The sequence below is a fragment of the Emergencia timonensis genome, assembly GCF_900086585.1.
Lineage (GTDB): Bacteria > Bacillota > Clostridia > Peptostreptococcales > Anaerovoracaceae > Senimuribacter > Senimuribacter timonensis.
On record NZ_FLKM01000008.1, the window covers coordinates 1,564,189 to 1,585,818 of the forward strand.

A 21,630-nucleotide genomic window follows, 5' to 3' on the forward strand; every position below is an offset into this window, starting at 1 on the left:
GCCAGCGTACTAAAATCAAGACAGATTAAGATATAGCGAAAAATGACAAAGGAAAATACAAGTATGAGAATTAACGAACTTTTAAATATAGAATTTCCGATTTTTCAGGGCGGTATGGCAAACATTGCAACAGGTGAGTTTGCTGCAGCGGTGTCAAACGCCGGCGCTCTTGGGACCATCGGAGCCGGCGGCATGGACGCCGAAACCTTGAGAGAGCACATAAAAGTGTGCAAGTCTCTGACTGACAAACCATTCAGCGTCAACATCATGCTGATGAATCCCGACGCTGACAAGATGGCGGAAATCGTTGTCGAGGAAAAAGTTGCGGCGGTTACTACTGGCGCCGGCAATCCTGGAAAATACATGGAAAGCTGGAAAAACGCAGGCATCAAAGTGTTCCCCGTAGTTTCTTCTGTAGCTTTGGCCAAGAGACTGTCCGGCCTGGGTGCCGACGGCATCGTGGCTGAAGGCTGTGAAAGCGGGGGGCACATTGGTGAATTAACGACTATGGCTCTGGTACCGCAAATTTGCGACGCGGTCAATGTTCCCGTCATTGCAGCAGGCGGCATCGCCGGCGGCAGGCAGATGGCGGCGGCTTTTGTCCTCGGCGCCAGCGGCGTCCAGATTGGAACCTGCCTTTTGGCCAGCGACGAGTGTCCGATCCATCAAAACTATAAAGAAGCGGTAGTAAAAGCGAGGGATAACGACACCATCGTGACGGGCAGAATCGGCGGGGCGCCGGTCAGAATCCTAAAGAATCCTATGGCGCGAGAATACGTCAAGCAGGAAAAAGCAGGGGCAAGCCTGATGGAACTGGAGAAATACACTCTCGGTTCTCTGCGGAAAGCCGTTGTGGATGGAGATGTCAAGAATGGTTCTTTGATGGCCGGTCAGGTCAGCGGCATGGTGAAAGAAATTCTGCCAGTGAGAACAATACTGGAGAACATGGTAAGAGAATATGAAAACATTAGATAAATTGAGAGTCCCTGTCATTCAGGGCGGTATGGGCGTCGGCATTTCTCTGGGAGGACTGGCCGGAGCTGTCGCCAGAGAAGGCGGTATGGGTGTCATCTCTACGGCAAACATAGGCTTTAGAGAGGCGGATTTTTGGCAGAATGCAGAAGAGGCGGATCGGCGCGCACTGCGCAAGGAAATTGAAAAAGCGCGTGACATTTCTGAAGGAAAGGGACTGATCGCTATCAACGCCATGGTGGCAACCACCAATTTTGGAGATATGGTGCGCCTGGCCTGTGAGTGCGGCATTGATGTCGTCATATCGGGTGCCGGTCTGCCCTTGGAATTACCAGAACTGACGGCGGGCTTTGATGTGCTCATCGCACCCATCGTTTCCAGCGGCAGAGCGGCAAAGACTCTGCGCAGAATGTGGGGAAAACGTCACGGACATGAGCCTGATTTCTTCGTAGTGGAAGGAAGCCAGGCCGGCGGTCACTTAGGATTCTCCCAAGAGGAAGTGGAGAGCGGCAGTGCCCCTCCTTTGATGGAGATCTTGGCAGGTGTGGTGGAGGAGGCCGGGGAGATCCCTGTCTTTGCCGCCGGCAGCGTCTTCGACTGTGCAGACATACGGAATTGTCTCGCGGCAGGGGCCAGGGGTGTGCAGATCGCGACGCGTTTTATCGCCTGTGAAGAATGTGATGCGACCCAAGGGTTTAAAAATGTGATTCTCGGCGCCTCTGCCGATGACGTAATGATCTTAAAAAGCCCTGTGGGAATGCCGGGCAGAGGAATCAGAACACCGCTGATGGAAAAGGTTGCAGACGGCCGGCGCTTTGGACCGGAAACCTGTATCGGCTGTATTCATACCTGCAATCCGGCTGAAACGCCATATTGCATCAATAAGGCCTTGATTGAAGGATATTATGGAAACTACGAAGAAGGACTTTTTTTCTGCGGGGGCAATGTGGGCAGGATCAATGAAATGACTACTGTCAAAGCCTTGATGGAAGAACTGTCTTCAGAATGGAGCAGATAGATGAAATTAGGAATTTTATTTGCCGGCCAGGGGAGCCAGGCTGTGGGCATGGGAAAAGATCTATATGAGAATTGCCAGGCTTTCCGGCAGGTATTTGATATCTTGTCGGAGCAGCAGCGACAGATCGCTTTTGAGGGGCCGATGGAAGCCCTTTCCGATACGCGTTACACCCAACCCATCATGGTCGCTTTCGCAGCAGGTGTTATGGCAGAATTGCAGAAGGCGGGCGTAGAGCCTGTCATGACGGCAGGTCTGAGTCTGGGAGAATACTCCGCGCTTCACGCGGCAGGAGTTTTTGATGCTGCAACAGCCATAAATTTGGTCAGTCTTCGTGCCCAGGAAATGCATAAAGCGGCAGAGGGCGTCGACTGTAAAATGAGCGCTGTTATGGGTTTTGACCGCGAGGCTTTGGCAGAATGCTGTGCTTTGTCCTCTGATGCGGGTGTGGTACAGATTGCCAACTACAACTGCCCCGGACAGATTGTAATCGCCGGAGAAGGAGCGGCAGTGGACAAATGTGTAGCTCTGGCTTCAGAAAAAGGCGCCCGCCGCTGTGTGCCGCTGCCTGTCAGCGGACCGTTCCACACCGTATTTATGGAGCCGGCAGGCAAAGCGCTGGAATCGGTATTTTCTGATACAGAATTTAGCGCCATGAGGTTTCCTGTCATCTTTAATGCAGTTGGGCGTGAAAAAACGGCAGCGGAAACGATAGCGGACTTATTGGTTCGCCAGGTGTCAAACAGCGTATATTTTGAAGATACCATCAAGACCATGGCAGAAGCCGGAATCGATACCATCATTGAGGTTGGACCGGGCAAAGCGTTATCCGGCTTTGTGCGCAAGACCTGCAAGGAGATCAAGTGCCTGAATGTAGAGGATTATCAAGGTCTGCAGGCCGTATTAGCAGCGCTGAAGGGAGAACAGTAATGATGCAGGGAAAGACAGCAATCGTGACAGGCGCCAGCCGCGGTATCGGCAGAGCAGTGGCTCTGACCTTAGCCGAAGAAGGCGCTAACATCGTAATCAATTATGCAGGTAATGAAAACGCGGCAGCGGAAACTGCCAGGCTATGCGAAAAATTTGGCGTTCAGACCCTGCTTGTCCGCGGGAACGTGGCTTTATCTGAGGACTGCAGCCGTTTGGTTGAGGAAACAGTAAAAGCCTTCGGAACAGTAGATATCTTAGTCAATAATGCTGGCATCACTCGCGATAACATTCTGATGAGAATGTCTGACGAGGACTTTGATCAGGTCATCGCAACAAACCTGCGCGGTACTTACCTGATGATGAAAGCAGTCAGCCGGATCATGATGAAGCAGCGATTTGGACGCATTGTCAATATGGCCAGCGTGGTAGGTCTCATGGGCAACAGCGGCCAAGTCAATTATGCGGCCAGCAAAGCGGGAGTCGTCGGTATGACAAAATCCTTTGCACGTGAGATTGCCGCCCGCGGCGTTACGGTCAATGCAGTAGCGCCAGGATTTATCGCTACAGATATGACAGCTGATTTGCCGGAAGCGGCAGTTTCTTCGCTGATTGCATCCATTCCAAAGGGTTCTTTGGGAAGCCCTGAGGATGTGGCCAATGCGGTGAAGTTTTTGGCAGCAGACCAGTCTGGTTATATTACCGGACAGGTAATCTGTGTTGACGGCGGCATGTGCATGATGTAAGCAGGAAAGTAAATTCCGCGCCGATTTGACGTGTCTCACTGGGATTTCAGCCCCCGCTCCTGTGCTTTGGAGGAACTGCCGAAACGACGGCAGCTCCTTAGCCAAAGCATCAGTTCGCTTGCGGTGCGAAATCGCTACGTTCGACCCGAAGAATCGGCGCGGAACACTTCCTGCTTACTGCGGGGAAAGTTGACTGAGTTTGTTTTGGCAGTCTTCTTTGCCGGAGATTTCAGCGGGTTGATTTTTGCTAAATAGGCGATTTTTCGGGCTTTTGGAAAAACTGTTGTACACAAGTGTTTCCAATGGGTATGGCGTTTGAATGAGAAGGCTGAATTGCTGTAATGATTGAAATTTCAGTATTTCTATGAGTTTTGCCTAATTGGCAAAAAACTGCGATTTTGGCAAAAAATCGACTGCGTACAGGTTTGCACAATGTCATTTGGACGAGAATATATAAGAGAAGGTAGATATTATGAAGAGAAGAGTTGTAATCACGGGCATGGGAGGTCTTTCTCCTATCGGAAACACGGTGCCGGAGATGTGGGAAAATGCCAAAAACGGAGTTTGCGGTATCGACACGATCAAAAGTTTTGATACAGAAAATCACAAGGTGAAGGTCGCGGGGGAGTTAAAAAACTACAATCCAGAAGACTACATGGATAAGATGCAGGCGAGAAGGACGGCCAGGTTCACCCAGTTCGCTTTGATTGCCGCTAGAGAAGCCATGGCGCACAGCGGCATTTCCATGGAAAAGGAAGATGCTGCCAGATGCGGCGTCAACATTTCCAGTGGAATCGGCGGACTGCCGACTATTGAAGAAGAACATTACAAAGGCATCAAGAGAGGTTTTGACAGAGTTTCACCGCTCTTCGTGCCTATGGCAATTACCAATATGGCGGCAGGCATGGTAGCAATTGAACACGGCTTTAAAGGAAGCTGCACTTGTATTGTCACAGCCTGCGCCTCTGGAACCAATGCTATCGGTGAAGCTTTCAGGCAGATCAGAGACGGCTACGCCGATATTTTCCTGACTGGCGGCGCAGAGAGCTGCATCAGCGAGCTGGGCATCGGCGGGTTTACTTCTATGAAAGCCCTTTCAGAAGAACCTGACCCGAAGAGAGCGTCTATTCCTTTTGACAAAGAACGAGGCGGTTTTGTCATGGGTGAAGGCGCAGGCGTGCTTTTGCTGGAAGAATATGAACACGCGGCGGCAAGAGGCGCAAAGATTCTGGGCGAGGTTGCTGGATACGGTGTCAGTTGTGATGCCAACCATATGACCGCGCCTTTGGAAGACGGCAGCGGTGCGGCGGCATGTATGATGCAAGCCATGGAAGATGCGGGAATCACCGCAGAGCAGATCGGTTATGTCAACGCACATGGCACGGCGACGCCGATGAACGATAAGTGTGAGACTTTAGCGGTGAAATCGGCATTTGGTGATGCAGCGGCAAAGCTGCTGATGTCATCTACAAAATCTATGACAGGACATCTGCTGGGTGCATCAGGAGCTGTGGAAGCGCTGTTTACCGTATCTGCTTTGGCAGATCAGTTTGCGCCGCCGACGGTCGGCTACAAAGTGCCTGATCCAGAATGCGATTTGGAAATCGTACCGGGCAGAGGACGTACCATGGATACCGAATACGCTATGTCCAATTCCTTGGGATTTGGCGGTCACAATGCATCAATTATCTTCAGGAGGGTATAATAATGGAACTAAATTCAAATCAGATACAGGAAATCCTTCCGCACAGATATCCGTTTTTGCTGGTAGATAAAATCACTGATATGGAAGTAGGCAAATGGGCCAAAGGCATCAAATGCGTCAGCGCCAATGAGATGCAGTTTCTAGGTCACTTTCCGGAGAAACACGTGATGCCGGGGGTTTTAATCATGGAAGCCCTGGCTCAGGTGGGAGCAGTAGCAATTCTCTCTGAACCAGCAAACCGAGGTAAGCTTGCTGTCTTTGGCGGAATCAAAAACTGCCGTTTTAAGCAGCAGGTGGTGCCAGGAGACGTGTTGGACCTCTATTGTGAGATGATAGATATCAGAGGTGCGGTCGGTTTTGGCAAAGTAGTGGCAAAAGTCGGCGATAAAATTGCGGCCCAGGGCGAGATATCATTTGTGATAACATAGGAGATTCGGCCTAATGTATTCCCCTATGCTTCAACAAATGTACATAAGTTTCATTGCAAATAATCAAAAACTTTGCTAAAATAAAAGTAGTCGTTGGATTGTAGAAATGGAGAGAGGTATGCTTGAGAAAAATTTTTCAGACATTTATACAAAATTTAAAATGAGTCTTTATTCCAAGGTGTTCAATCAGAATGTCAAAGCAGAAGACAGCCTTTCATCCATGGAGGTGTTGTGCGTAGAGGTGATTTTTGCTCTGGGCAGACCGACAATCAATGAATTTGCTTCTTTTGCCCAGCTTTCGGCGCCAAATGCTGCGTACAAAGTGAACAACCTGATCAAAAAGGGTTATGTGAACAAAATACAGAGCGAGGTGGATAAGAGAGAATACCATCTGGAAGTGACAGATAAATATATGAAGACTTATGGGGTCACATATGATTATATCGGTACCGTGATGAAGAGAATCAGAGAGCGTTTTTCACCTGAAGAGGTCAAGGAGCTGGAGGAGATTCTCGGTGTCATCGACGATGAGTTGATGCCGGAGGTCAAGCTGGAAGAAGAATAGCAATAGTAATTACGTAAGGAACAGTTATAGACGACTGTTCCTTTTTTGATGTCCAAAATGCCGATTTTTTTGTATTTCTTTCGTTTTGCAATCGCTGGATACCCCCTCCCCCTGCGTGATTCGATTCTTAGTATAACATAATTTAGAGAATGTTTTGCCAATACAACTTGCAAAAATGTACCGGGGGGGGGTATAATCATATTAGACAGATTGTCCCCTCGGTGCCTGTCAGAAGTGATGCAAGAGAGCATACCGACGACAGGTCGCCTTTCTTAAAATACAGAACAGGGGATGACTGGCATATCATGCAGCTAAATAAGACGATATGGGTAAACCTGCCGAAAGGCCGGGGCACAAAACCACAGGGCCTGTTCTGAGAGGATGGTAGCCAGTTGCAGACAAGCGAGTGACGAGCAGACCTATATGTCTGTTTTTTTATTGTTGCCATATGGTCAGATGCAGCAAGACGAGTAATTCGGAAAGGGTGATTGGAAGAGGATGGCGTTACTTTGGGTACAGTCAAATATTCTATTAGTCTGTCTAACACTGGGAAGCATGGTTGGCTGCATTTGGCTCTCGATCTTTCGAGAGCGATTGGCAATTCATGGTGTAATGATTCCTATCATGTCAATTTTGCATTCAATTGCAGGAGTGATTTGCGTCAGACTGTTCGCCAGCATCGAATCCTGGGGAACGCTTTTGTCCAGCGGGCAGAGTTTATTTGGAAGTATCTTCTTGCTGCCTTTGTTTTATTTTGCAGGAGCAAAGATCTTTCGCCGCAGGATTGGTGACGTATTTGATGTATTTACCATGTGTACCGTTACGACTTTGCTATTCGCACGAATTGCATGTATCTTTTCAGGCTGTTGTTACGGAATGCTTCTCCCAGGAAGTGAATCTGTCCGTTGGCCTACCAGGGAACTAGAACTAGTTTTTTATATTATTTTGCTGATCGTTCTGTATCGCAAAAATCGCAGTGTCTCTCATAAAGGAGAAATATGGCCGATTTATATGATTTCATATGGGGTATTCCGATTTGTTGTGGAATGGATGCGGGAAGAAAAGGCTATCTTGGGATTCTTCCATTATGGGCATATATGGGCAATACTGAGTGTGGTGATAGGGTTTTCCGTGTATTTTGAAGTGAAGAAACGAAGAAATAGTCATAGATGAGATATTAAAAGGAGAAGGAACATGATAGGTGGAATTTTGAAACGTTTACTGGCGCAGATATTGGCACTGCTGCTCATATTCAGCTTGCTGCCAGTGATTGGACCGTCAGAAGTGTTTGCAGCTGCAGAAATCGAAGGCGCTGGTCTGACAGATAGGGGAATTGGACTTTCTGTAGATGGTGGGACATGGTTCGCTGAGGGTGCAGCTATCGAGGGGAGTGTAACGGGTACAAAAAACTGTAATAGTGAAGTACCGGGGACATCAACCCTGACAATTACCAACAATAAAGCAAATACAGCAACCTTGGCATTTTCTTATACCATTGTAAACAAAGGAACTATCGTGATAGACGGAGAGCCTGTTACGAAGGCAGGTCGTTTTCAAAAAAAACTGGATGCAGGTGCATCAATCACTGTAGAGCTGACTGCTCCAACAAGCAAAGTAGAGACATCTATATCTATTCAAAATATAGAACTTTTGCAGGACCTTTCTCCATCTGTGACTTTCGTGATGCCTGAAAAAGGAACCTATACTATTGATGGAACTGCGCTAAGTGAGGAAATCACATATAACAAACATGCATCAGAAGGGTATGTTTTAACTGCAACGCCTGATGCAGGATATAAATTTGCTGGCTGGTATCAAAATGGGATTTTTCTGTCTGAGAGACAGGCGTATACATTGAAGACGGATACTGATGCAAAAATCAGCGCTAAATTTATTGCAGAAACAGCACCGACGCTAAAAGTAGGCAACGACAAGTATTATGACTGGCAGGAGGCTATCGATGCAGCGTATGCTTCGGCTACTGACAAAACCATTACAGTGCTGCAGAACAGCGTGATGGAGGATAACTATACGATTCCTGATGGAGTCACTTTGCTGGTACCTTTTAATGCTGCTGGAGATTGCTATACAGAAAAACCAGAGAGCGTGAAGACTCCAGGGACGAGAAGTGAATACTGCAGGCTGACGGTGAACGGTACACTGACTGTCAGCCCGGGCGGTGCGGTCAGTGTCAGCGCCAAGCATTGCTCACAACAGGGTTATATTGGAACCACGGGCGGTGCATATGGTCACTTGATTCTCGGTCAGAATGGAAAAATAGATGTTCAAAATGGGGCATCTTTGTATGCCTATGGTTACATTACCGGCGACGGAGTCGTCGAGGCAAATGCAGGGGCAAAGGTCTATGAGTATTTTCAGATTATGGACTGGAGGGGCGGTACAGCTGGCTCCAACATGCTAAGTGAAAGTAATAAGGCACATAGAACGTTTTTGTTTTCGCAGTACTATGTGCAGAACATCGAGGCAAAACTGCGGATCCATAGTGGGGCAGTTGAAAATATCGTGACATCGGTAACTGCTTCCATTGTAACCCAATCTGTGACTGTACCGTTTTTAGGTACCGACGGACTCTTTGAACTGACGGGAGAAGGGTACATCGAAAAATGGTATGATGGAACAACAGACCGTCTTCACATAGATTTTTATGGAGATGCAGCTTTAAACTCGATTTCTATGAGTGTAGGCATCAAAGTATCTTCTGAAGACTTCGTGTTGCCGATTACAAACAATTTGTCAATTGGGGTGAATCGAGGAACCTTCGTTCTTAATGAAGAAGTTGAACTGCTCCCTGGCGTAGAAGTAGCGGTTGCTGAAAATGCGACCTTAGAAGTCGCTGAGGGCAAATCCCTGTTTGTATATGACAGAGATAATTGGATCAACAAAAAATTCGTCTTTAACAATACTGATTTCAGGACGGTCGGATTTACTCCTTCCACGATATATAAGCGCACACAATCAGATTTGAAAGACGCTGTACTGGACATTAATGGAAAGCTCATCGCTAAGGGCGGATTCTATACGACGAAAGCAGATATTGGAGAAGCGGCAGATGGACCTGACATCATCAGCAGCGAAGGAACGGGCAAGATTCAAATTGTGACACCGTCAGATCCAGAGCGTAAGTTATATGAGGCTACGCAGGCAAACACGACGATAACGTATCAGGAAATTCCAATCTGGCCAGCTAGATTGAAAAATGCAGACGGAAGTTTTATGGAAACAGAAACGGATTTGGCTGGTTTGCACATCATATATGCAGACGGAACATGGAAACAGGAAAAGGCAGAGACTCCTAGTGCTGACATTGACAGCGGAACCTATGAGACCAATTTGAAGATAGCACTGCAGACTGTGACAGAAGGGGCAGAGATTTACTACACCACAGACGGATCGGAGCCGACTGCAGAGAGCAGTTTGTATACAGTGCCAATCCAAGTTACTGGAGAAGAAGGAAAGTCTGTCACAACTGTGATAAAAGCAATCGCAATAAAGCCAGGCGCTATTGTCAGCCCAGTAGCTGCATTTGCATATATCATCGAGATTCCGCACCAACATCAATGGGCTGAAACGTGGCAGTCCGATGAAACTTCCCACTGGCATGAATGTAAAGGATTGAATTGCCCGATCAAAGAAGATGATAAAAAAGAGGGATATGCGACACACATAGAAGTTATCGACGAGGGAAAAGCGCCGACCTGCACAGAAACAGGGCTAACGGAAGGAAAGCACTGCAGTGTCTGCGGCAAGGTCTTGATTAAACAAGACATCATCGAAGCAATGGGACATACAGAAATCATCGACGAGGGAAAGGCGCCGACCTGCACAGAAACAGGGCTAACGGAAGGAAAGCACTGCAGTGTCTGCGGTGAAATCTTAGTTGCACAGGAAACGATTGCAGCTCTCGGTCATGATTACGTAAATGGAGTCTGCAAAAACTGCGGAGAAAAGCAACCTGTCATTCCGCCGCCAGGAGGCGGAGGCATTGTACCGCCGCCAAACCCTGAGAGCATTGTGACTAATACAGAGAATCAAGGCGAGAAGGTCACCAGTGTGAATATCGGAGCAGAAATAAAAGAGAGTTCTGACGGTATCCTGACTGCAGTTACAGAAATTACACAATCGATTGCGGAGGAAATCATCAAAAAGGCTGCAGCGCATAATTCGGAGCAGATTACCATTGAAGCAACCACATCTGCAGGTAAGACAGATACAGCAGAAGTAAAGATGCCAGCTGATGCCCTATCCCAATTAGTAGAAAAGGTACATGCAGACATTATCGTTAGGACTGATGCCGCAGAAGTAAAGCTAGATCAAAAAGCGGCTGCGGCGGTAGCGAAAACGGCGCCTGCAGATTCAAGCGTTACGATTGCAGTTGTAAAGGTTAAGGAAAATGCAGATAGACTAGAGTTGGAACTGAAGATTGTAACCGAAAATGGAAATGTCACTGACTTCAAGGGTGGAAACGCCACTGTAACTATTAAAATTCCTGAGGGCATGAAGGACAAGGAAGTCGTATGCGTCTACATCGACGAGGACGGCAATTACGTCAAGATGGAAGGCAGGAAGAATGCTGACGGCACCTACACCTTCAAAACAGGCCATTTCTCCATCTACGCCGTCATGACAGCTGAAGAGGCTGACAAGGTAATCGCAGAGCAGGAGAAGGCGAAAATTGAAAGAATCAAGGCAGGCGTGAAGGCTACGACCATCAAGGCTTCTTCCTCTGCGAAGAAGGGGTCCATCACAATCAAGTGGAAGAAGAGTTACGGATACAAGGTGGACTATTTCCAGGTATTCCGCTCCACGAAGAAAAACAGTGGGTACAGAACGAAGGCCTTCTACACCACAAAGAAGGGAACCCAGAAGAGTTACAAGAACACCAAGAAACTGAAAAAGGGAACCAGATATTACTACAAAGTGAGAGGCGTTAGGAGAATAAACGGCAAAAACGTGTATACCAGGTACTCCAACAAGGTATGGCGTACCGCTAAATAAAATCGGCTAATGGCAAATTGCTTTAGCATATATCAATTATAACATTTAAGAAAGAGAGGAAAGAAAGATGAAGAAATTTTTATCGCTATTTCTGGCTGCTGCGATGATCCTTTGCATGATGCCAGCCATGGCGTTTGCAGACGAAGATTTCTCAATGCAACCTGACGAAAAAGTGAAGCTGGAATTGAAGTCAGGCAAGACTACCGCTACAGTGACTGCAAAGGATAACTATTCTATTGTTGCAGAAGTAACGGGAACAGAGGTTGACAAGTCGCAGGTTACAGTGACACTAGGCATGCAGAATATCGCAGGCCTGGGAATCAAGGACATGAAAAAACACGAACTGACATTTAACACGGGACTTGCCAGCAGTGAAGTGGACTTGAACGTTTGGCTTGAAAATGTGTTGAAATTTAGCGGATGCATCATCAACGGCAAGGTGAATGATAAAGTATTTGATTATACTGTTGCAAAAGATGACGATAGCCCTAAATGGATGGCAACTCCAAATACAGAAGATGCCGTAAGAGCCGCATGGCGGACGCTGACTGGCACAGATTTGCTCACCGCAAACACCAATGAAACAGCAGACAACAGTAAGATCATAATTGGACACGGTGCATATCTGCAGATTGGCAAGGAAAAGCTGGTCTTTGACGAGAAAGATGGGAACTGCACCATTGACAACATTTCTACGGCAGAGGGGTTGAGCGCTGCAGTAAACACGATTAAAGAGCACGCGCAGCTGACTACTGATGCGGCACCTGCAGAGAAAAATATAGAGATCTATCTGCCAAAGGGAAGTGTACTGCAGATCAGCAGTTCCAGCGTAACACTGAAAAGAGACATGTATATCAGAAGCGATGTAGATGTGGCAGCAGGCGAAAATGCGCCGTTAGCTGCTTTGAGAACAGCTGTCAATGGTAATAATGATGCAATGGCAGAAGTGATCAAAGCACTGGTGAACATGTTTAACAATGTAGTAAAGAGTGTTGACAAGGGAAGTTTTGACGTAGAACTTCTCGGCGGCTATACTGTTACATATAACGGAACTTCTGTCACTGTTCCATACGGAACTGCTGTAAGCAAAGCCATAGAAAAACTGAACCTGACAGGAACACAGTTTAATGAGAGCGGCACTGTAACAGAGGATATGACCTTAACAAAGAAAGACCCAACTCCACCAAGTGGCGGCGGTGCAGTGACTCCTGGCGACAACGTTACCAATGACCCTGGTGACAAGACTACGACTGCTGACGTAAACACTTCAACAGGTGCGGACGGCAAAGCAACTGCAACGGTAGACAAGACTACAGCTGACAAAATCGTGGATAAGGCTGTTGAAAACAAATCAGAAGAGATCATCATTGATGCAAAGACGACAGGAAATGCCAACGCTGCAGAAATCAACCTTCCGGCAGAAACTGTCAAAGATATCGTTGAAAAAACAGAAGCGAATGTAGTTGTGAAAACTGATGTCGCAGAAGTCGTCCTCGACCAAAAGGCTGCAGAAGCAGTGGCTGAAAAAGCGACGACCGGTACGGTATCCATCGTTGTTGAAAAAGTAAAGGAGGACGACAAACAGGTCCATATTGAGCTGAAGGTCGTAACTGCAAATGGCAACGTAACCGATTTCAAGGGCGGTAATGTAAAGGTAACATTGGCACTGCCGGCAGCCTTAAAGGACAAGGAAGTCGTATGCGTATACATCGACGAGAAAGGCAACTATACGAAGGTAGCTGGAACTAAGAACGCTGACGGCACTTATACCTTCAACACAGGGCATTTCTCCACTTATGCTATCATGACTGCTGAAGAAGCAGACAAGGTCATCAAAGCACAGGAAAAGGCAAAGAACGATAAACTGAAGGCGGGCGTAAAAGCTACCACTATCAAGGCGTCTTCCTCTGCAAAGAAGAAATCCATCACAATCAAGTGGAAGAAGAGCTATGGCTACAAGGTCGACTACTTCCAGGTATTCCGCTCTACGAAGAAAAACAGCGGATATGGGACAAAGGCATTCTACACCACCAAGAGTGGAACCCAGAAGAGCTACAAGAACACAAAAGCTCTGAAAAAAGGGACGAGATACTACTACAAGGTAAGAGGCGTCAGAAAGATCGACGGTGTAAAAGTTTATACCAAGTGGTCTAACAAAGCGATCAGAACTGCCAAATAATAGAATACAAACGCTACTAATAAACCCGCAGACTCGGCTCTGCGGGTTTTTCAGTAGCAAAAATTGGACAGGACTCTCGCAGTTTTGGTTCCGAAAATGAGAGGACAAGGGGGAGGATATCCCTTATAATGGAGAAAACTAGCGAGGAGGAGCATACATGAAGTTACCATTTAGGATTGTAAAGCGGGACAGTTTTCGTGTCGTCGGCTATCGCATACAGACAACGAATAAGAGAAAAGAAGGGAAAAAGATGATTCCTGCCCAGTGGAAGGAATTCCGGGAGAAGGGACAGCAGGCTGTTTTGCTGCCTTTGATGAATCAGGAGCCTTACGGCTTGTTTGGAATCAGCGTCTATAATACGGATCAGGGGGATTCGAGAAAGTTCGATCATTACATTGCAGTTTCCAGCGATCAGGAAGCAGAGGGGCTGGACGTGTACACCGTGCCGGCGGCAACTTGGGCTGTCTTTTCGTGTACCGTGGAAACCATCGGAAAGACCGAGGCGATGGCCATCACGAAGTGGCTGCCCAAGTCAGATTACAAGCCTCTCAATGCAGGCTACCTCACAGGCAGGATGAAGTCGGGAGCACCGGATATCGAGTATTACGGCGAAGGGAATTCAGTGGAAGTCTGGGTTGCAGTCAGAGAAAAATAACCAAAAGAGCGTATCATCAATTTGACGATATGCTCTTTTGCTTAGTTTGTCAGTTATCCCTGCTATGTGGTAAAGTTTGCATGAGTGCAAAGAAACGTTCTGGTTCTCCAGTACGGAAATATTCGTACCAGGCTTCTAAAGTATTCGCTTCAAAAACACCCAAATGCTCGATAATTTGTTTCGCCCACGGCAAAGCCCCGGTGGAACTTGCAGTAATCAGGTTGTTGTCCGCTACAGAGGGCCTGTCTATATAGAAGCTCTGCCCTTTATAACCAGGAGAAAACATTTCAAGAAAGCCCGGCCCATTACTGGTATGGGGACGATGATCCAATAGCCCGAAGCTGGCAAGGGCAGTAGTTGCTCCACAGATTGCACACACAGTCGCCCCTAAAGAGAGAAATTCGCCTGCTTTTTCGATGATGGCGCCGTGTTTTGGGTCATTCCAGGTATCTGCACCTGGTAACACCAACACGCTTGTTTCACTTATAACCATGTCATCTATCGAGCAATCGGGTAGGATTGTCAGCCCGCCCATTGTATGGATTGGCAATTTTGAATCGCTGACTGTTTTGAGAGATAGACGCGGCGCATCCTTTTTGAAGAAACGACCAGAATGCAACTCGGCAGTAACGTAGCCTATCTCCCAGTCAGCTAAGGTATCAAGAACATAAATATAGATTGTATACATAAACTTCCTCCGTCTCTATTGTCTTATTGATTTGCTTGTATTTTTATAGTACCATATAATTGTTGACAACAGTATGGCAACAATCAAAAAATGATGAATGGCGGTGAGCAGATGAAAGTTGACAGGCTTGTCAGCATTATTATGATACTCCTTGACAAAGAACGCATTGGGGCGCAGGAGCTGGCAGATATGTTTGAAGTATCGCCCCGCACCATTTACCGCGACATAGATGCGATCAATATGGCAGGGATTCCGGTCCGTTCGACATCGGGAGTGGGCGGCGGTTTTGAAATCATGGAGCGATATAAAATTGATAGAAAGGTCTTTTCGACTGACGATCTTTCTGCCCTCTTGATGGGACTTTCCAGTCTCTCGGGTGTGATGCGAGGTGATGAACTGGTACACGCCCTTGCGAAGGTCAAAAGCTTTATTCCTGCTGAGAGAGCAAAAGACATCGAATTAAAAACAAATCAAATCTGTATTGATTTAAGCCCCTGGATGGGAAACAGGAATCTGCAATCCTGTGTTGACCTTATTAAAACTGCTTTGTCTGAAAAGAGGCGGCTGACCTTTGCATATATAGCGCACCACGGAAATAAAACCGCACGGACGGTCGAGCCATATCAGCTTGTATTGAAAAACAGTCATTGGTATTTGTACGGGTATTGTCAGGAAAGAAACGATTTTCGCTTATTCAGACTATCCCGAATTTCAGACTTACGAATGCAGGTGGAAACCTTTACGCCGCGAGATTGTCAAAAACCGAATCTAGACTTTGCAGAAATTTTAGAAACGATACAAACAAAAATAAAAATCCGTATTCATAAATCTGTGATGGACAGAGTCCTTGACTTTTGCTCTTATGAAGATTTTTCGCCAGACGATGATGAACATTACATTGTCAGTTTCCCTTTTATAGAGAACGAATATCACTACAACATTCTGTTCAGTTTTGGGGATAAATGTGAGTGCTTGGAGCCGTCGCATATTCGGTCTGAAATGAAACGCAGAATACGCCAGATAGCAGCCATATATGAAAGTTAAAATTAGAGAGGAACGGAAAAGAGAGTGGCATTTGACTGCTCTTTCACGTCAAATATTCGCAAAAATCCCATACTCCAAAAGGATTGACTTCCTCATTGGAAAAAGGGCAGGACTATGATAAAATGAAGAAAAGCATAGTCATCTTCATCATCAACGGCAGGCTTTTCACGGAGACGGAGCGACTGCATATAGTATTCTTATTGAAGGAGGCGGTAAGGATGAGTGAGAAAATTTTCCGCGAACTGACGGAGGACGAGATCGCATACGAGATGCTGGAACGGGAAGAGAGGTACGAGCACGACAAGGCAACTTGGATTGCAGAGGAACGGAAAGCGATTGCCCGGGTGATGAAAGCAGACGGATACCCTGTGGAAGAGATATGCAGGCTGACCAAGCTGTCCGAACACGAGATAGAAAAATTATGAAATGAACAAAGCCGCGGACTTGTGCCGCGGCTTTTGTCATGATGATATGGTCTTTACCCATATTTCCATCTCAGTGGTATCGGAACTGTGGCTATGGTAACGTTCGGCAGAAAAAGGCTCTGTCGTAATGCCGTGGCGTGGAAGCCAGGTGCCGAAAAGATACTGATGGGCTTTATAGAGCACATCCATGACCAGATGCTCAAAGTTTTCTGCTTCAAAGGTACAGACGACGTACTCTCCCGGTGTCAGCTGCCAGCTCTGAAAGCCGTCGATATTGGCACCTGCAGAGGCCCTTCCGCCGGCAAAATAGTTGAAGAACCCTTCTTCATCACTTGCATAGGTGATTCCTATTTCATCGCCGCCTCGGACTAAAGCGGGGATGGAATTTTTTTGATCGTGGAATGTCCGCCAAAGGGTATCCAGGGGATCGGGACCCGACGCTACGCCGAGATCGTTGATGAACTGGAGTGGCGCTTTTGCTGACAAGCCTACAAAAGATTCTGCGCTCTGCAGCTGCCTTCTGCCAATTTCCAGAACGATGCCGTCGCTGATTAAGGGGACGTTTTCATCTATCAGCGTGTAATGGAGCAGGAGCTGCGGTTTGGTCATTCGATTGAAGACGGCCGGGTTTTGCCGGTATTCTTCCGGTGTGAGGCCAAAAGTCTTTTTAAATACCCTGGTGAAGTGTTCGTGGGTAGCAAATCCTAGATCCAGGGCCACATCCAGAATCCGCCGATCCTTTTCCAGAAGTTTTTCCGTCGCAATGGCCATGCGGCGCAGCTTGATGTATTCACCTGGCGGTTTTTTCACCAGCCGGCGAAAGAGCCTTTGATAATAGAATGGTGATAGAGCGGCCATCTTTGCCAACTCTTCAATCTCTAAGGGTTCTGCGATATGATTTTCAATATAGTCTATGGTTACTTGTATTTGTTCCCATGCGTGCATGATCAGCACCTCCTTTTCCTCTATAGAATAACATAGGAATTGAAAAATATGCTTGTCTGGCAGTGCTCTTTTTGCTGCCAAAGAAAAAACACTTGTTCTTCTCGTTTATACATTGTAAAATAGAAGAGCATAAAGAAAGGGGAACATCATGAACGACAAGAGCAAGGCAAACTGCCAATTATTTATAGAAAACAGGGATCGCATCAAAGGGGAATTCCCATGGGAGAGCGCCTATATGTATCCTCTCTGTGCGGCGCTGTATACTGCAAAAGGCCGCAGGGTCAACGATGAAGTTCTGCGGGAGGCGATGGATCTGCTCAAGGCGCGTGCAGGTCTCTTTTCCAACTTTCGCAGCACGGTGAAGCTGGCGATTGCCGCCATGCTGGATCTCAGCGGGAACCCGGAAAAAACTTTAAACGACGGACTCAAGGTCTACGACAAACTCAAAGAATCCTTCTTTTCATCGGCTTTTCTGCCCATTGCGGCGATGACTATCGCCCAGATGGCAGAACCCTCTCAATATGAAGAGATTGTCCTGCGGACCAGACGGATCTATGACAGGATGAAGTCCAATCATTTTTTCCTCACTTCCAGCGAGGACAGCGGCTTTGCTGCCATGCTGGCATTATCCGAGAAGACGGACGATGCCCTGGTAGAAGATATGGAAAGCTGTTTTGCTATTTTAAGCGGCATGTCCATGTCCAGCAACGCGGTACAGTCACTGAGTCACGTCCTGTCTATCAGCGAAGCGGCAGCCGATGACAAATGCAGGCGCACGGCAGCGCTCTTTGATGCGCTGAAGAAGGCAGGATATAAGTACGGCAAAGGGTATGAGCTGCCGACTTTGGGAGTTTTGGCGCTCTCAGAGGGAGACGTGGAGGACATCGCGGGCACCATGGGGGAAATCGACGATTTTCTGTCGGAGCAGAAAGGCTTCGGCATCTTTGGCATCGGTGCAAAACAGAGATTGATGTATGCAGGGATTCTGGCACAGAGCGAATATCTGGACAAAGACGTCATGAGCGCAGCTGCAGTGAGCAGCACCGTATCCATCATCGTAGCCCAGCAGGCGGCCATGTGCGCTGCAGTAGCAGCATCGGCAGCCGCGGCATCTGCATCATCATCAAGTTAGAACTAGCGAAAGGGGAAGGGAAATGATTATCATGATATGCCTGGATGACAGGGGCGGCATGCTGTTTAATAAGAGACGGCAGAGCCAGGATGTGCTTCTGCGCCAGCAGATTTTGACGGAAACCGCAGGAGGAAGACTGTGGATGAACAGCTACTCGGCAAAGCAGTTCGCAGAGGAAAGCGCGGCAAATATAGTCGTAGACGAAACTTTTTTGGACAAAGCCCGGCCAGGTGACTTTTGTTTTATAGAAAACGTCGCGCCCTCTGCTTACGAAGATAAAATTGAAAAAATCATATTATACAGATGGAACAGAAACTATCCGGGGGATCTCTATTTTGATATTCCCCTGGAAGAACACGGCTGGAAACTGATCGAAACCGATGACTTTGCCGGCCGCTCTCACGAGAAAATCACAAAGGAGGTATATGAGAGATGAAAAGAATGAGCAAAATTTTGATGCCTCTGATTCTGATTCTCGCTTTGACGGTGACTGGCTGCACCATGGGCGAATCGAATTCTGACGGCACGATGCACGCGTCTTCGGCGGAGTCTGTGGTCAGCCTGGATGAGGTGCCAGAGTACGGGGGCGATCCTTTTGTGGTGGTAAACGACAATGAACCGTCTTTCAGCAAGAGCGACTTGCAGTCGGCATCTTTTGAGGAGTACAGTGATCTGGACAATCTGGGCAGGTGCGGCACCGCCTTTGCCAATATCGGCAGGGATCTGATGCCCACGGAGAAGCGGGGCAGCATCGGTTCCGTAAAACCCAGCGGATGGAAGACCGTCAAGTACGACAATGTAGACGGCAAATATCTCTACAATCGCTGCCATCTGATCGGATATCAGCTTACGGCGGAAAACGCCAACGAAAAGAATCTGATTACGGGAACCAGGTATATGAACGTGGAGGGCATGCTGCCTTTCGAAAATCTGGTAGCCGACTACATCAAAGAAACGAACAATCACGTGCTCTATCGTGTGACGCCGATTTACGATGGGAAGAACCTGGTGGCAAGCGGCGTGCAGATGGAAGCGGAATCTGTGGAGGACGAAGGAGAAGGTGTCAAATTCAACGTCTATGTCTACAACAACCAGCCAGGCATTGTCATCGACTATGCCACGGGTGACAGCCGCAGGGCAGGTGATACGTCAAAGAAATCTGATTCATCAAAGGAGCAGACTTTTGTGGTCAACACCAACACTCACAAATTCCACAATCCGTCCTGCAGCAGTGCCAAGGACACGAAAGCTTCCAACAAAGAGACTCTCCGGTGCCCACGCCAGGAGCTGATCGACCAGGGCTATGAGCCTTGTCAGAGGTGCAGGCCGTAGCTGCCTGCTGCGGCAGAAGTAGACACAGGATGTCTACCAGGGCTAAATACGATATTTCTCACTTTGTGTCGTGTTAAATGCCGCCGGATTTGTGTATCTTGAGAGTGAAAGGAGGAAATTTCGTGGATCAGAAAAAAACGGGCCGCTTCTTTAAAGAGCTGCGCAATGAAAAAGGATGGACACAAGAGCAGTTGGCCGAAAAGCTGAATGTGTCGGGAAGAACCATATCGAGATGGGAAACTGGAAACAACATGCCTGATCTAGACATGCTGATTGAAATGGCCGACTTTTATGACGTGGATATCAGGGAACTGATTGATGGAGAAAGGAAAAGTGAGAAGATGAATAAAGACATGGAAGAAACCGTATTAAAAGTAGCTGACTACAGTAATGAAGAAAAGAACCGATTGATGAAAAAACTGCACTATTTTTCTTGGGCAGGGGTTATCACATTTATTGTTTTTCTCGTGCTGGATGCCATGGACTTAGCAGACACGGGGATAACGGAACACATCGCCTCCCTCTGCCTGGGATTTTCTTTTGGCATGCTGATCGTAGCGGTCCTCTACACGAGCCGCCATATCTATAAGTTCAGAGCATTTAAGAAGAGGGTATTTCAACAGAAGTAGAGAATGAACAGGACACCGTTAAGGTGTCCTGTTGTGTTCTCGCCTTTCAGGGGATCATTCAAATTGCCCCCTGACTATCGGTATGCCGTTTCTGACCATGACACGCCCCATTACTACGACCGTGTCAATCTGCAGACTTTCCGTCAAGATGCATAGATCGGCATCAAAGCCCTCCGCTATGCGGCCTTTTTTCTTCAGGCCCAATACCCTTGCCGGATTGGCTGTAATAGCTTTGATGGCAGTTTCTAAAGGAATGTTCTCTCGTTCTGTGCATTCCCGCACTTCTTTTATAAGGGAACTGGACTGACCCATGCCGATTCCCAGGAACTGACCATGTTCATCGAATAATGGCAGGCTGCCCTGGCCGTCGGAGGAAATTGTAAATGAATCGCTGTCTGCGCCTTCTTCTAATAAGCTTTTTATGCCTTTGCTCACGCGGACTTCATCGGAAACGGTTTCCCAGTAGTCGATATCTTCATTGCCTGTAAAGTCGATGACTCCGCCCAGTTTGGCATATTCTATTGCCCTTTCAAAAAGTGCGGAATTGCGGTTCACATGGGTGGGCAGAAACTGTGAGGGCGGAATTTCCGTCTCTTGGACTACCCGTTCGATAAGATCCATGCAACGGCTGCCATCTCCCAGATGAACATTGACGATGCCCGCTTTGCCGGAAAGAATTCCTCCGACTCGTGCGTCGGCGCAGACTCTGGCAAATTCATCAAAAGTAGGCTGCGATGATCTGTGATCTGAAATAGCGATCTCTCCTACGCCGATGATTTCGTCAATCATCATGATGTCCTCCGTCACATTGCCCAGCAGAGTGTGAACAGGAATCTGATAGCTGCCCGTGTATGCGTAAGCCGATAGCCCCTGTTCTCTGAGACTTTTCACTTTTGCAATCAGGGACGCCATATTTCTGCCGACCCCATCTGTGCCAAGGCAGCCGACTACCGTAGTGACACCGTGTTTGGTAAGATCCGACAAGGCAGCTTCTGGTGTCCTGTTGGCGAACCCGCCTTCGCCGCCGCCGCCCAGGATGTGCACATGGGAATCAATGAAACCTGGGAGGAGCAGCAAGCCTGTTCCATCGATGATTTCCACGCCCAGATCGGAAGGGAGTTTGATGTTCTCACCAATTTTGCAGATTTTGCCCCCGGCGATAAATACATCTCTTACACCTAAATATTCCGGGCTGTATAGTTTGATATTTTTAATCAGCTTCATATT

The 21,630-nt window shown here is 47.5% G+C and carries 20 protein-coding genes and 1 riboswitch; of the genes, 17 read left to right on the forward strand and 3 right to left on the reverse strand.

What is annotated here, in order from left to right:
• Positions 1–63: 63 nt before the first annotated feature.
• The 11 genes from BN6539_RS08465 to BN6539_RS08515 all read left to right on the forward strand — a co-directional run bounded on the left by BN6539_RS08465 (position 64) and on the right by BN6539_RS08515 (position 14,208).
• Positions 64–975, forward strand: a complete 912-nt coding sequence (locus tag BN6539_RS08465) for a DUF561 domain-containing protein (protein ID WP_067536524.1) — start codon at positions 64–66, stop codon at positions 973–975.
• Positions 959–1,990, forward strand: a complete 1,032-nt coding sequence (locus BN6539_RS08470) for an NAD(P)H-dependent flavin oxidoreductase (RefSeq protein ID WP_067536527.1) — start codon at positions 959–961, stop codon at positions 1,988–1,990. The genes BN6539_RS08465 and BN6539_RS08470 overlap by 17 nt, the downstream gene beginning before the upstream one ends.
• A complete protein-coding gene (fabD, locus tag BN6539_RS08475) occupies positions 1,991–2,917 on the forward strand; it encodes an ACP S-malonyltransferase (protein ID WP_067536531.1) in 927 nt (308 codons plus the stop codon).
• Positions 2,917–3,660, forward strand: coding sequence for a 3-oxoacyl-[acyl-carrier-protein] reductase (gene fabG, locus BN6539_RS08480; RefSeq protein ID WP_067536534.1), 744 nt, complete (start codon positions 2,917–2,919; stop codon positions 3,658–3,660). Before fabD ends, fabG begins: the two co-directional genes overlap by 1 nt.
• A gap of 472 nt (positions 3,661–4,132) precedes the next feature.
• Complete coding sequence (fabF, locus tag BN6539_RS08485) at positions 4,133–5,365, forward strand: beta-ketoacyl-ACP synthase II (RefSeq protein ID WP_330385063.1); 1,233 nt, start codon at positions 4,133–4,135, stop codon at positions 5,363–5,365.
• 2 nt (positions 5,366–5,367) lie between these two features.
• On the forward strand, positions 5,368–5,793 hold the full coding sequence (gene fabZ, locus BN6539_RS08490) for a 3-hydroxyacyl-ACP dehydratase FabZ (protein WP_067536541.1): 426 nt from the start codon (positions 5,368–5,370) through the stop codon (positions 5,791–5,793).
• 118 nt (positions 5,794–5,911) lie between these two features.
• On the forward strand, positions 5,912–6,358 hold the full coding sequence (locus BN6539_RS08495; protein WP_067536544.1) for a MarR family winged helix-turn-helix transcriptional regulator: 447 nt from the start codon (positions 5,912–5,914) through the stop codon (positions 6,356–6,358).
• Between the two features lie 318 nt (positions 6,359–6,676).
• Positions 6,677–6,758, forward strand: a riboswitch (cyclic di-GMP riboswitch).
• A gap of 155 nt (positions 6,759–6,913) precedes the next feature.
• Positions 6,914–7,531: a prolipoprotein diacylglyceryl transferase family protein gene (locus BN6539_RS08500; protein WP_067536547.1), complete on the forward strand. Its 618-nt coding sequence runs from the start codon at positions 6,914–6,916 to the stop codon at positions 7,529–7,531.
• 21 nt (positions 7,532–7,552) lie between these two features.
• Complete coding sequence (locus BN6539_RS22900; protein WP_067536551.1) at positions 7,553–11,374, forward strand: chitobiase/beta-hexosaminidase C-terminal domain-containing protein; 3,822 nt, start codon at positions 7,553–7,555, stop codon at positions 11,372–11,374.
• A 67-nt stretch (positions 11,375–11,441) separates the two neighbouring features.
• A complete protein-coding gene (locus BN6539_RS08510; RefSeq protein WP_067536554.1) occupies positions 11,442–13,553 on the forward strand; it encodes a hypothetical protein in 2,112 nt (703 codons plus the stop codon).
• 157 nt (positions 13,554–13,710) lie between these two features.
• Positions 13,711–14,208, forward strand: a complete 498-nt coding sequence (locus BN6539_RS08515; protein WP_067536557.1) for a GyrI-like domain-containing protein — start codon at positions 13,711–13,713, stop codon at positions 14,206–14,208.
• A gap of 49 nt (positions 14,209–14,257) precedes the next feature.
• Here BN6539_RS08515 and BN6539_RS08520 read toward each other — a convergent pair whose 3' ends face one another.
• Positions 14,258–14,896, reverse strand: a complete 639-nt coding sequence (locus BN6539_RS08520; protein WP_067536560.1) for a type 1 glutamine amidotransferase family protein — start codon at positions 14,894–14,896, stop codon at positions 14,258–14,260.
• Between the two features lie 90 nt (positions 14,897–14,986).
• Here BN6539_RS08520 and BN6539_RS08525 point away from each other — a divergent pair, with 90 nt between their 5' ends.
• Both BN6539_RS08525 and BN6539_RS22305 read left to right on the forward strand, forming a co-directional pair.
• On the forward strand, positions 14,987–15,940 hold the full coding sequence (locus tag BN6539_RS08525; RefSeq protein ID WP_330385064.1) for a helix-turn-helix transcriptional regulator: 954 nt from the start codon (positions 14,987–14,989) through the stop codon (positions 15,938–15,940).
• 122 nt (positions 15,941–16,062) lie between these two features.
• Entirely contained in the window at positions 16,063–16,365 is a 303-nt protein-coding gene (locus BN6539_RS22305; protein WP_207645086.1) for a hypothetical protein, read from the forward strand.
• Between the two features lie 36 nt (positions 16,366–16,401).
• Here BN6539_RS22305 and BN6539_RS08535 read toward each other — a convergent pair whose 3' ends face one another.
• The gene (locus tag BN6539_RS08535) at positions 16,402–17,310 is read right to left on the reverse strand and encodes a helix-turn-helix domain-containing protein (RefSeq protein WP_067536570.1); all 909 of its coding nucleotides are present in this window, start codon (positions 17,308–17,310) and stop codon (positions 16,402–16,404) included.
• Positions 17,311–17,458: 148 nt separating this feature from the next.
• Here BN6539_RS08535 and BN6539_RS08540 point away from each other — a divergent pair, with 148 nt between their 5' ends.
• From BN6539_RS08540 to BN6539_RS08555, 4 genes are all read left to right on the forward strand, one after another.
• Positions 17,459–18,442 (forward strand): DUF4003 family protein, encoded by a 984-nt coding sequence (locus BN6539_RS08540; RefSeq protein WP_067536574.1) that lies wholly within the window; start codon positions 17,459–17,461, stop codon positions 18,440–18,442.
• A 22-nt stretch (positions 18,443–18,464) separates the two neighbouring features.
• Positions 18,465–18,878: a ribonuclease Z gene (locus BN6539_RS08545; protein ID WP_067536577.1), complete on the forward strand. Its 414-nt coding sequence runs from the start codon at positions 18,465–18,467 to the stop codon at positions 18,876–18,878.
• Positions 18,875–19,774 (forward strand): DNA/RNA non-specific endonuclease, encoded by a 900-nt coding sequence (locus BN6539_RS08550; RefSeq protein WP_067536580.1) that lies wholly within the window; start codon positions 18,875–18,877, stop codon positions 19,772–19,774. The genes BN6539_RS08545 and BN6539_RS08550 overlap by 4 nt, the downstream gene beginning before the upstream one ends.
• A gap of 122 nt (positions 19,775–19,896) precedes the next feature.
• Positions 19,897–20,403 (forward strand): helix-turn-helix domain-containing protein, encoded by a 507-nt coding sequence (locus BN6539_RS08555; RefSeq protein ID WP_067536584.1) that lies wholly within the window; start codon positions 19,897–19,899, stop codon positions 20,401–20,403.
• Positions 20,404–20,457: 54 nt separating this feature from the next.
• Here the strand turns inward: BN6539_RS08555 and iadA are convergent, their stop codons facing one another.
• Entirely contained in the window at positions 20,458–21,627 is a 1,170-nt protein-coding gene (gene iadA / locus BN6539_RS08560) for a beta-aspartyl-peptidase (RefSeq protein ID WP_067536587.1), read from the reverse strand.
• Between the last annotated feature and the right edge of the window lie 3 nt (positions 21,628–21,630).